Source organism: Prochlorococcus marinus str. SB (assembly GCF_000760115.1).
GTDB lineage: Bacteria > Cyanobacteriota > Cyanobacteriia > PCC-6307 > Cyanobiaceae > Prochlorococcus_A > Prochlorococcus_A marinus_D.
Map to the genome: position 1 here is coordinate 186,484 of NZ_JNAS01000002.1, position 11,868 is coordinate 198,351.

An 11,868-nucleotide genomic window follows, 5' to 3' on the forward strand; every position below is an offset into this window, starting at 1 on the left:
CTTTCCTTAGATGCTTACATTTCAAGCTTTTATACAATCTCCAGGAGAAACTTTTTTAAATTTAGGCTTTATAACTATTAGATGGTACGGATTACTTATTTCGGTTTCAGTCTTAATAGGTCTATTTATTTCTAAAAAACTAGCAAAGGCAAGGAATATTAACCCCGAATACATTAGTGAAATACTTCCATCATTAATAATCTTTTCAATAATTGGAGCAAGAGCTTATTACGTAATTTTTGAGTGGAGGCAATATATCGGGGAGAACTTTTTTACCTCTTTAGAACTATTCAACAACGCCATAAAAATGCCTTCTTTTCTTGCAGTTTGGGAAGGAGGCATAGCAATCCATGGAGGTCTTATTGGAGGTTTAATATCCATTATCTTTTTTTGCAAGTCAAAAAAAATTCATTTAAAAACTTTTATAGATATTTTAATACCCTCAATTATTCTTGGACAATCCATAGGAAGGTGGGGCAATTTTTTCAATAATGAAGCCTTTGGGGTTCCGACAAATTTGCCTTGGAAATTATTTATTCCTATCCAAAATAGACCTTTAGAATTTATTAATTACGAATTTTTTCATCCTACTTTTCTTTATGAGTCATTGTGGAATCTCTTAATTTTCATCCTCCTTATTTTTATTTTTAATAAACAAAGTAAAACAGATTTTTTCAGGCCTGGCATTATTAGCTGTCTTTATTTGATAAGTTATAGCTTTGGAAGATTCTGGATTGAAGGTTTAAGAACTGACCCACTATGCATTGGTGGACTTCCGCCTTTCTGTGATGGCGGAATTAGAATGGCTCAATTTATAAGTATTTTTCTATTTTCTTCTGGATTAATTGGAATATTTTTTTTAAGATTGAGAACATATATTGGAAAAAATAGAAAGAATGGATAATAAAATATCCTTTATTGGTGTTGGTCCTGGCGATCCAGAATTATTAACTTTAAAAGCATTAAAAAAGATAAAAATTGCAGATGTCATTATTTGGACTGATTCTCTAATTCCTGAAAAGATTTTAGATTTTTCTAAAGAAGGTTCTGAAAAAATAAAAACGAGTGCGCTCAACTTAGAGCAAATCACCTCAATTATGATAGAAAAATTTCAGGCAGGGAAAACTGTTGTAAGGTTGCATGATGGAGACCCTTGCCTTTTTGGAGCAATTAGAGAGCAAATCGAAATTTTAAAAAACAAAAAAATTGAAATCGAGGTTGTTCCAGGAGTAAGTGCTTTTCAAGTTGCTGCAGCATATCATGAAGCTGAGTTAACCATCCCTAACATAACGCAAACAATAATTTTAACTAGAGCAGGAGGTCGAACAGGGATGCCCGAAAAAGAATCTCTGAAAGATCTTGCGAAACACAATTCCTCTATATGCCTATATCTAAGTGCTAGGCATGTGAAAAGGTCTCAAGAAACTTTACTAGAGTTTTACCCTCCAGAGACTAAAGTGATTGTTGGATTTAGAGTATCTTGGGATGATGGTTGGACATCATTAATAGAATTAAAAGATATGGAAAAATTTTCTATTGAGAAAAAACTAATTAGAACAACCATTTACATAATTAGCCCAGCAATTAGTAATTCTCAAAAAAGATCTAATCTTTATAATCCATCTTATAAGCATCTCTTTAGGAATAAATAATCTTAAAGTTGATAGAAAGATATTAATTACTATAATTAGTAAAAATTTATTTGCTTTGAAAGAAATAAAATCTGTATCTAGAATCAACAATAAAGGAGGAGATTCCTCTTTAAAGAGAATCGGAAATTTCATTAAAGAGGCTAGGTCAAGTAAAAATCAATCAATTGAAGAATTGGCTTCTGATTTAAAAATTGGAGCTCATCAACTTGAAGCCATAGAGGAAGGTAATGAAGAAAAACTACCTGAAAAAGTATTTATCAAAGCAATGATTAGAAGGATTTCACAGAAGCTAAAACTTGATACAGAATTTTTAATGGAAGAATTCAAGACAGAGAGGAAAGAAGTGAAAATTGAAGAAATAGTTGAAGAAGTTTCCCAAAAAAACCATAAAACTAGTGAATCTAAGAATTTTAATCCAATAGGATTCCTAATATTTATTTTAATTTCAGGCTTTCTCGGACTAATCGCCTCGTCCTTAATTTTCAATTTATTTTCAGATTCTTCTCAGAATCAAACTCCAAAACAAGAACTTATTAAAAAAACTAAATAACTTTTAATTCCAAATTCTTTAGTTCTTTTATTACATTACGGCATAATCCTAAGTTCCATTTTTCAAGAAGAAGATCGTGGTTTCTATCTAAAGGTAAAAGTTGAAATGAAAGATTATTTTCCTGCAATTTTATTTGAACTGAGGAGATCACCTTGTCAGGTCTTTGATCAAGGGCTGCTGCTAGTCTCAGGATTAATGACATTTCAAGAACTAATGTTTTATCTTCTTTGGATATTAAATTTTGCCAAGACTCATGTCTTTTCTTGGGTAGAGTCTTTCTATGGTACCTAGCAATTGAAGCAATAATATTTGTTTCTGCTTCAGAATATCCCAACAACTCACAATTTTTTATTAAGTACCAAGAGTGTTTGTGATATGAACCAACATTCACATATTTCCCACAATTATAAAGATTAGAAGCTGCCCAAAGAAGTTCTTTAGCTTTAGGGTCATTATCGCTATGAAAGATATTTTTAGTCTGATCATAGATTTGAAAGGCAATATCAATAACTTTCTCAGCTCTTGTATTATCTACTCCAAACTTTCTGGCCTGATGAACTATAGTTGTTTTTCTAATATTTCCTTGAATATTTAACTCATTTTTAATTATCCCTTTACGAAGCATCCAATCCACAACCAAACCCTCTCGAAGCGCCCTCTCACTTATTATTAATTCATCAAAGTTCAACATCTCCATTGCGGTGTTTAATATCAATGCTCCTGGAATAATTATTTCTGCTCTTCTCTCACTTAATGAAGGTATTTTCTTGATTTCCGAAACTGGCAATTTAATTAGTTTTTCCAATACATTTTGTAAATTTTCCCTTTTGAATTTATAACCATGCAACTTTTGTTTAGATTCTCCCAAATCATCTGAAATCAAATTTCCTAATGAGGTTGCAGTTCCACTGGTTGCAATCATAGACAAAGGCTTATCTCCCTTAGATCTACTTTTGATTTTTCGAACAGATGGTTCTAAAGATCCTTTAATAAAAGTTGTTAAAAAACTCGATCTTCCTGAAGTTATAGACCCTTTATTTAAAAAATCATTTTTAAGTCTTACCGCACCAATTCTCGAACTGGTAAGAGCTATAGCATCTTTTTTATCTGCAAGTATTAATTCTGTAGATCCTCCTCCAATATCTATGATTATAAAAGACTGATCTTCAAAAGACATCCCAGAAAGAACACCAAGGTAAATTAATCTGGCTTCCTCAGAACCACTTATCATTTCTATTTGAATATCAGTTTCATCAAGAACTCTTCTAATAAAATCTTGACCGTTTGGAGCTTCCCTAACTGCACTTGTTGCTGCTGTTACGATTTGTTTAACTCCATTACTTTTACAATATTCCTTAAATCGCTTAAGAGTAACTAATGCCCTTTGGATTGATTCTTCGGTAAGATTACCCTCCTCATCTCTTTCTCCAAGACGAGTAGTTGATTTATCAGTAAATTTTATTGAAAATGATTTTAATCCTAGATTAATTTCTGCTACCAAGAGATGCGTAGAGTTAGTTCCAATATCTATAGAAGCTACTAAAATTTGCTTTTCTTGAAAATATCTTAAATCTTGTTTCAGTATCATTTCTTTTTATAAGACGAAGATATCTTTAATCCATTAATTAATATACCCAACATTGATTATTAAATAATAGAAATCATTTAATCCTAGTAAGATTATTTAAAGTTATGAAATATACAATAGGTCATATGCAAAATAAAAATCGACAAATTAAATTAAGTACTTTTTTTGAATTATTAAGGTGGAATAAGCCGACTGGAAGAATGATCTTACTTATTCCTGCTGGATGGAGTTTATATTTAACCCCAGATGCTAATCCAACATTTTTTATGTTGCTAAGAATAATACTGGGAGGACTACTAGTAAGTGGATTAGGCTGCGTGGTTAATGATATTTGGGACAAAAAAATTGATCAAAGAGTTGTTAGGACAAAAAATAGACCTCTAGCTGCAAATAAAATCAGTCTTAAAACAGCTTATTCAATTCTTTTCTTTTTAATTTTATGTAGCTTTTTTCTAACTTTGTCACTACCTCAGCCTGGGAGAATCCTTTCAATTTCACTTGCTTTTTTAGCTTTACCTATCATTTTAATTTATCCTTCTGCTAAAAGATGGTTTAAATATCCTCAATTAATCTTATCCATATGCTGGGGTTTTGCTGTCTTAATTCCATGGGCCGCAAATGAAGGCAATTTAAAAAGTATTGTTTTACTATTTTGCTGGCTAGCTACCATTTTTTGGACTTTTGGCTTTGACACGATTTATGCTTTAGCAGATAAAAAATATGATATAAAAATTGGAATTAATAGTTCTGCAGTTAACCTCCATAACAACACAAGAATAACCATTCAAATTTGTTATTTTTTAACTTCTTTTTTTCTCGCAATATGCGGATTTATTAATCAAATGGATTTTATTTTTTGGCCAATTTGGTTTGCAACGTCAATCTTAATGCAGAAAGATATACTAAAAGTATTTCCTGAGGAAAAGCAATCAATAAAAAATATTGGCAATCACTTCAAAAATCAAGCAATTTATGGAGGAGTCATTTTATTAGGAATTATTATTGCTTCATAAATTCTAAATATGGTTTTTAGATTAAAAAAAGGGGATTTAATAGATATATTAGCTCCAGGCTCCTTTATTGATGAAGACGAAAACTTTCAAAAAGGCATAGAAATCTTAAAAAACTGGGGTTTGGAAATTAATGAAAATAATTCTCTATCAAAAAAATTTGGTTATTTTGCAGGCGATGATCTAACTAGATTTGAAGAACTTGAAAAAGCACAAAATAGTAAGCTAATCATTTTTGCAAAAGGAGGCTGGGGTTCGGCAAGACTTTTAGAAAAAGAACCTTCTTGGCAGCATGGTTTAATGCTTGGATTCTCAGATACATGTTCTTTATTACTATCAAAATATTCTCAAGGATTTATAGGTTCTATTCATGGCCCCATGGTTACTAGCCTTTTCAAAGAACCAGAGTGGAGTCTTGAGAGATTAAGAAATTTACTTTTTGAGGGATATGTTGAGGACATAATAGGAATCCCTTTAAGAAGTGGGAAAGCGAAAGGAGAGATAATAGTTTCTAACTTAACTATTGCTACTTTTTTAATTGGTACTAATCACTTTCCAGATTGCAAAGGGAAAATAATAATTTTTGAAGACATTAATGAAGATATTTATAAAATTGATCGCATGTTAACTTACCTTAGGATGACTAAAACAATTTCTGAAATTGCGGGTATTGGATTCGGAAGTTTTTCTAATGATTCCTGCGACCTTGAATTGAAAGATTTACTAAAAAACTGCATTATTGAAAGACTTCAAGAGTTCGATTTTCCTATTCTTTTTGATCTCCCAATAGGCCACATATCAGGGAATGCATGCATCCCGTTAGGGTATGAAGCAACCTTAAATGGTGACAACGGCATTCTTAGTATCGATAAACCTTTTTAACTAGGAGTTCTTCACAAAAAGTTTTGCTATTTTCAAATCTATAGGGGATGTAATTTTTATATTTGAATAAGTTCCTTCAATAATCTTCACTTTCCAATTAAGCATTTCGAATAAAGAAGCATCATCTGTGACTTTCCAGTTTTTATCAATTGCCATCTCATGAGCTTTTTTTAATCTATCTACTAAAAAGCCCTGAGGAGTTTGCGCTGCCCATAAATAATTTCTGTCTGGTGTTTCTTTAATAAAACCTTCATTATCAACAATCTTTATAGTGTCTGTTACCCTAGTAGCTAAAATTATAGCTTCATTTTCATCTAATTGCTTGGCACAAAGGTCTATCAATTCAGGATTAATTAGACATCTAGCGCCATCATGTATTAAAACTTTTTCAGCATCTTTTGGTAACGCTTTTAAACCATTAAAAACTGACTGTTGTCTGGTGTCACCACCATTAATCCAATGAACTTTATGGGCAAAATCCTTAGCTGAATTTAGTAATAAGTTTTTATCTTTCGGTTGCCCAATTATTCCAACCCAGTTTGTCGAGCTTGCAGAAAATACAGATTTAAGTGTCCAATAAATCAAAGACTCTCCCTCTAAATCAATAAGTAATTTATTTTTTCCAGCTTTCATTCTGCTACCACTTCCTGCAGCTGGTATTAAAAAGTGCACAATAGAAGGACTTAATATTTTCTAGACAATTATAAATAAAAGCAATATCTTTACACAAATAGTACTACGATTGAAAATTATAAAATTTCATAATGTCCAATACAGATTCATTATCAGGCAAAGTTGCTTTAATCACTGGAGCTAGCAGAGGAATTGGTAAAGAAATTGCTTTAGAACTAAGCCGCTTAGGAGCACAAGTTTTTATTAATTACTCTTCTTCTGATGAAAAAGCTGAAGAAGTTGTAAATTCAATAAAAAATTCGGGAGGTAAAGCTCATAAATTAAAATTTGATGTATCAAGAGAGGATTCTGTCAGTTCAGCTTTTGAAGAAATCATAAAAATTAATGGTTCCATTGATATTCTTATTAACAATGCTGGTATTACTAGAGATGGACTATTGATGAGAATGAAATCGGAACAATGGGATGATGTATTAAATACAAACTTAAAAGGGGTTTTTCTTTGTACAAAATATGCTTCAAAATTTATGATGAAAAAAAGAAGTGGTAGTATCGTAAATATTTCATCTGTTGTTGGAATAATTGGTAATCCCGGTCAAGCAAATTATTCTGCTGCTAAAGCAGGAGTTATTGGATTCACCAAAACTTGTGCTAAAGAATTTGCTTCAAGAGGTATAAACGTAAATGCAATAGCTCCAGGCTTTATAAAAACAGAAATGACTGAAAAACTTAATACTGAAGAGATACTTAAACTTATCCCTTTAGGAAAATTAGGAAGTTGTACTCAAATTGCAAACTTAGTGTCATTTTTAGTTTCAAGTGATGCAGGAAGTTACATTACAGGCCAAACAATCAGTATAGACGGGGGTATGAGTATTTAGTTATGTACTTTCATAAGGCTGGCCCAATTCATCTCTCAACCTTCTAATTTTTTGTAAAAGTTTTAGCCTTCGACTTCTAGCAGTTAATGTTAAGAAAAATCTTAAAGGAAAGTATATTAGTGTCATAGCAATCGCGAGGATTGCGGTAAGAGTAAAAATAAGATTATTTGTTTCTTCCATAACTTAAAGATACTCTTATTTGAGTTAATTTGTATGTCCTATTAAAAGAAATTCGGCTTTCCCCACTTAATTAAATATCCCTTAAAAATGATTCTATGGGAGATTAGAATAAGACAAAAGATCGAGCAAACATGGCTAAACAGTTAAGTTTTTCTAATGAATCAAGAGAAGCGCTAGAAAAAGGTGTTAATTTCGTAGCTAATGCGGTTAAGGTTACTATTGGGCCGAAGGCAAAAAACGTTGTAATAGAAAAGAAATTTGGTTCGCCAGATATAGTAAGAGATGGATCTACAGTTGCTAAAGAGATCGAGATTGAAAACCCTATTTCTAATTTAGGCGCGAAATTAATAGAACAAGTTGCATCCAAGACAAAAGAGAGTGCTGGTGATGGAACAACAACAGCAACCATTTTGGCTCAGAAGATGGTTCAGGAGGGATTAAAAAATATTGCTTCTGGAGCCAACCCTATGGAGTTAAAAAAAGGTATGGAGGCGGGCCTAGCTTTTGTCTTAGAAAAATTAAGTTCCAAAAGTATTTCATTAAATGGTTCTGATATCCAAAAAGTTGCAACAGTTAGTGCTGGAGGTGATGAAGAAATTGGATCTATAATTTCGAAAGCAATGGATATTGTTACTTCAGATGGTGTAATAACTGTCGAAGAATCTCAATCACTAGAAACAGAATTAGATATAACTGAAGGTATGTCTTTTGATAGAGGTTATAGTTCTCCATATTTCGTAACAGACCAAGAAAGACAAGTTTGTGAACTTGAAAATCCTAAAATATTAATAACTGATCAAAAAGTCTCAACTTTAGTTGATCTTGTTCCAATACTTGAAGAAATTCAGAAGTCAGGCTCACCTTTTCTAATCCTTGCTGAAGATATCGAAGGAGAGGCTTTAACCACTTTGGTTTTGAATAAGAATAGTGGAGTTTTAAATGTAGCTTCCGTAAGAGCTCCGTTATTTGGTGAGAGAAGAAAAGCTGCCCTTGAAGATATTGCAATTCTTACAGGGGCTAAGTTAATTAGCGAAGATAAATCGATGACACTTGATAAATTATCGATTAATGATTTAGGCAAAGCAAAAAAAATAACTATCACAAAGGATAAAACTACAATTGTTGCCTTCGAAGACACTAAAGATTTAGTTAAAGCTCGAGTAGAGAAATTAAAGAGAGAAGTTAACATAACTGAATCTGATTATGATCAGGATAAAATCAATGAAAGGATAGCCAAACTAGCCGGAGGAGTAGCTCTTATAAAAGTAGGAGCTGCTACAGAAACAGAGATGAAGTTTAAAAAGTTGAGAATCGAAGATTCCCTTAATGCCACGAAAGCTGCTATTGAAGAGGGTGTTGTTTCTGGAGGAGGACAAACTTTAATTGAAATATCGGATGACCTTTTAAAATTAAGTGAAACATCTTCAGATGATTTAAGAACGGGGATAAATATAGTTAAAGAAGCCCTTTTGGAACCTACCAAACAAATAGCAAAAAATGCTGGTTTTAATGGTGATGTAGTTGTCGCTGAAATTCAAAGGCTTAACAAAGGCTTTAATGCTAATTCAGGACAATATGAGGATTTAAAAGATTCAGGAATATTAGATCCAACCAAAGTAATAAGATTAGCTCTTCAAGATTCAGTATCTATTGCGGCTATGCTCCTCACAACAGAAGTTGCGATGGCTGACATCCCAGAACCTGAAGCCGCAGCCTCTGGAGGGCCAGGTGGAGATCCAATGGGAGGAATGGGTGGCATGGGAATGCCAGGAATGGGTGGCATGGGAATGCCAGGAATGGGTGGCATGGGAATGCCAGGAATGGGTGGCATGGGAATGCCAGGAATGGGTGGCATGGGAATGCCAGGAATGGGTGGCATGGGAATGCCAGGAATGGGTGGTATGGGAATGCCGGGTATGATGTAAAAGCTAACTAGCTTTTTTATCGTTGTTAATCCACTTTCTTAAATTTTTAATATAAGGTAGGGGTAATTTTGGGGTTTCAGTAAATTGATTTATTTTATTAGAATTTTGATTTTTGCTAGATATTTCATTGTTTCTAGCAGTTTTAAGGCCATCTGATTCCATCTTTGTTTCTTCAATATTTTCAAAAGTTTTTGATAATTCAAGCTTAATTTGTTCTTGATTTTCTTCATGCACTTCATCAATTAAAGATATATGTTCTTGATTTTCTTCATGCACTTCTTCAATTAAAGAGATCTGTTCTTGATTTTCTTCATGTACTTCATCAATTAAAGAGATCTGTTCTTGATTTTCTTCATGTACTTCATCAATTAAAGAGATCTGTTCTTGATTTTCTTCATGTACTTCATCAATTAAAGAGATCTGTTCTTGATTTTCTTCATGTACTTCATCAATTAAAGAGATCTGTTCTTGATTTTCTTCTTCACCCTGATTTTGTTTTTGTAGTGAACTATGGATTAATAAATCATTTAATGAATCAATCCCAAATCTATGGACCCACTTAAGAACAACATTTTCTTTAAGCAAAAAATTATTTTCTAAAGAGGCTTTTTTAAAAACTTCTATTAAATGATTTTTTAAAAGCATAAAATTTCTAATTTAACTTTCTATTTAACAGAGGTCTTATAATAATCAAGGAAAAAACTGTTAAAGAAAATAAAATTGAGATACAACTCTTACAAGTTAAATCACCATAAGGGGCATGTAAAGCCACAAATTCTAAATCCATTGTTTGTGTATAGGCAGTCCTAATTGGTTCAATAGCAAAAGTTAATGGATTTAATGAAGCTAACCATCCCAGCCAATTTGGCATAAAAGAGATTGGAGCTAAAGCAGTACTCGCAAATAGAAGAGGTAAATTTATTACGAATATAAGAGCGATTAATTCAATATGTCCCGGCAAAACAAACGCTAAACATAAACTTATTGATGTCACAAAAAGAACTAATAAAATTAGTGTTGTAAATACAATTCCTAAACCATATAAGTTGGGCCATCCATAACCCAAAATGTATGAAACAATCATTATTACAATACTTTGAACAAAGCTCAAGATTGTTATGTAAAAGAAAGAAGATAAAACTATGGATAATCTACTGGTTAAAGGAGCCACAAGTAATCTATTAAGAAATCCAAACTCTCTATCAAACATTAAAGGAAGACCAGAGTTTAGGGCTCCGCTAAAAGCAGTAAAAACAATAAGTCCTGCTCCTAAAAAATTCCCATAAGAATCAACTCCTGGTAAAAAACCTTCAGGAGCTTTAGAGAATAATGCCCCAAATAAAAAAAGCCAAATTATTGGTTGTAATATTCCTGCTAAAAGAGTTGATGGTCTCCTTTTTAATTGAATAAATAATCTCTTTGTTAAGGCAAATGTTTCTTGATATAAAAAAAATAAATTATACTGTTGTAATTCCATAATTAGCAGTAATTACTTTTCATTATAGTTAGTTAACCAAAATTTTTTTTATCGCATGGATTGCTTTGATTCTTTTTTTAGGTCTCTTTTCCCTGCCATAGAAATTTCAGCATCCAATAATGTTTTCCCAGTCGCCTGAAGATATACATCATCCAAGCTTGGCTGACTTTGGGTAAGAGAAAAAATTTCAAACTTTGAGAAGGCCAATTCCACTTTTAGCTTCGTAAGTAAATCTTTTTGCTTATCCGCTACGAAATTTATCGAGAAACCTTGAGCTTCATTTATTATAATCTGACTAATTCCATCTATAGAAGATAAAATTTTACATATATTTTTTGCTTCTTCCTGATTACTAAATTCTCTTACTTTCAAAGTTACTCTATCTCCTCCTAATTTATTTTTGAGCTCTGCAGGAGTCCCTTTTGCTATAACTCTTCCATCATCAATTATCACTAATCTGTCAGCCAATTTATCTATTTCATCAAGATAGTGGCTACTTAAAATAATGGTCATTCCATTATTTCTCAAATCTTTCAAAAGTTGCCATATAATATTTCTACTCTCAATATCTAAACCAACTGTAGGTTCATCCAAAATTAATACTTGGGGCAAATGTAAAAGTCCAGCTGCCAGATCAATTCTTCTTTTCATTCCCCCTGAATAAGTTCCGCACTTACGATCAATCCAATCATTCATTTCTAATTGATCTATTAATTTCTTAATCCTTTCAAATTTTTTGTTTTTGTTGATGTGATATAAATCTGATTGAAAATCCAAAAGCTCTCGCCCAGTCAATATTTTATCAAGTGCAATGTCTTGGGCAACATAACCAATTAATTCTCTAATTTTCCTTGAATTTTTTATCAGATTAATATTATTTATAAAAACTTCTCCACTATCAGGCTCTATTAAAGTAGCGAGTATTTTTATTAGTGTTGATTTGCCCGCACCATTTGGACCTAGTATTCCAAATAATGTGCCAGCTTCAATTTCCATCGATAAATTTTTTAATGCATTGATATCTGAATAAGATTTTGAGAGCCCTTTAACTTTTATATAATTCATCAAACTTACTATTTACTTAAAAAAC

At 32.0% G+C, this 11,868-nt stretch carries 13 protein-coding genes; 7 read left to right on the forward strand and 6 right to left on the reverse strand.

Going from position 1 to position 11,868, the window contains the following annotated elements; genetic code table 11:
• The first annotated feature begins 10 nt into the window (after positions 1–10).
• The 3 genes from lgt to EV02_RS05210 are packed head-to-tail and all read left to right on the forward strand — an operon-like array spanning position 11 to position 2,202.
• On the forward strand, positions 11–904 hold the full coding sequence (lgt, locus tag EV02_RS05220; protein WP_032519462.1) for a prolipoprotein diacylglyceryl transferase: 894 nt from the start codon (positions 11–13) through the stop codon (positions 902–904).
• A complete protein-coding gene (gene cobM, locus EV02_RS05215) occupies positions 897–1,652 on the forward strand; it encodes a precorrin-4 C(11)-methyltransferase (RefSeq protein WP_032520446.1) in 756 nt (251 codons plus the stop codon). Before lgt ends, cobM begins: the two co-directional genes overlap by 8 nt.
• Before the next feature lie 55 nt (positions 1,653–1,707).
• A complete protein-coding gene (locus tag EV02_RS05210; RefSeq protein ID WP_032519463.1) occupies positions 1,708–2,202 on the forward strand; it encodes a helix-turn-helix domain-containing protein in 495 nt (164 codons plus the stop codon).
• Here the strand turns inward: EV02_RS05210 and EV02_RS05205 are convergent.
• Positions 2,195–3,790 carry a Ppx/GppA phosphatase family protein gene (locus EV02_RS05205; RefSeq protein WP_032519465.1) on the reverse strand — a complete coding sequence of 532 codons (1,596 nt, stop codon included), beginning with the start codon at positions 3,788–3,790 and terminating at the stop codon, positions 2,195–2,197. The two genes, EV02_RS05210 and EV02_RS05205, sit on opposite strands and share 8 nt — an antisense overlap.
• A 104-nt stretch (positions 3,791–3,894) precedes the next feature.
• On the opposite strand from EV02_RS05205, the gene EV02_RS05200 reads away from it, so the two are divergent.
• Both EV02_RS05200 and EV02_RS05195 read left to right on the forward strand, forming a co-directional pair.
• Positions 3,895–4,803, forward strand: coding sequence for a 4-hydroxybenzoate polyprenyltransferase (locus tag EV02_RS05200; protein ID WP_032519467.1), 909 nt, complete (start codon positions 3,895–3,897; stop codon positions 4,801–4,803).
• Positions 4,804–4,812: 9 nt separating this feature from the next.
• Positions 4,813–5,682, forward strand: a complete 870-nt coding sequence (locus EV02_RS05195) for an LD-carboxypeptidase (protein WP_032519469.1) — start codon at positions 4,813–4,815, stop codon at positions 5,680–5,682.
• Here the strand turns inward: EV02_RS05195 and ispD are convergent, their stop codons facing one another.
• Positions 5,683–6,354 (reverse strand): 2-C-methyl-D-erythritol 4-phosphate cytidylyltransferase, encoded by a 672-nt coding sequence (ispD, locus tag EV02_RS05190; RefSeq protein ID WP_032519471.1) that lies wholly within the window; start codon positions 6,352–6,354, stop codon positions 5,683–5,685.
• Between the two features lie 92 nt (positions 6,355–6,446).
• Between ispD and fabG the strand changes: the two genes are divergently transcribed.
• The gene (fabG, locus tag EV02_RS05185; protein WP_032519472.1) at positions 6,447–7,196 is read left to right on the forward strand and encodes a 3-oxoacyl-[acyl-carrier-protein] reductase; all 750 of its coding nucleotides are present in this window, start codon (positions 6,447–6,449) and stop codon (positions 7,194–7,196) included.
• On the opposite strand, the gene EV02_RS05180 is transcribed toward fabG, so the two are convergent.
• The gene (locus EV02_RS05180; protein WP_011862475.1) at positions 7,197–7,376 is read right to left on the reverse strand and encodes a hypothetical protein; all 180 of its coding nucleotides are present in this window, start codon (positions 7,374–7,376) and stop codon (positions 7,197–7,199) included. It lies immediately after the preceding gene.
• Positions 7,377–7,507: 131 nt separating this feature from the next.
• Between EV02_RS05180 and groL the strand changes: the two genes are divergently transcribed.
• Entirely contained in the window at positions 7,508–9,301 is a 1,794-nt protein-coding gene (groL, locus tag EV02_RS05175) for a chaperonin GroEL (protein ID WP_032519473.1), read from the forward strand.
• Positions 9,302–9,304: 3 nt separating this feature from the next.
• On the opposite strand, the gene EV02_RS05170 is transcribed toward groL, so the two are convergent.
• Genes EV02_RS05170 through EV02_RS05160 form a run of 3 tightly spaced genes read right to left on the reverse strand, consistent with a single transcriptional unit; the run spans position 9,305 to position 11,843 of the window.
• A complete protein-coding gene (locus EV02_RS05170; protein ID WP_032519474.1) occupies positions 9,305–9,946 on the reverse strand; it encodes a hypothetical protein in 642 nt (213 codons plus the stop codon).
• A 7-nt stretch (positions 9,947–9,953) separates the two neighbouring features.
• Positions 9,954–10,778 (reverse strand): ABC transporter permease, encoded by an 825-nt coding sequence (locus EV02_RS05165; RefSeq protein WP_032519476.1) that lies wholly within the window; start codon positions 10,776–10,778, stop codon positions 9,954–9,956.
• 48 nt (positions 10,779–10,826) lie between these two features.
• A complete protein-coding gene (locus tag EV02_RS05160; RefSeq protein ID WP_032519478.1) occupies positions 10,827–11,843 on the reverse strand; it encodes an ABC transporter ATP-binding protein in 1,017 nt (338 codons plus the stop codon).
• Between the last annotated feature and the right edge of the window lie 25 nt (positions 11,844–11,868).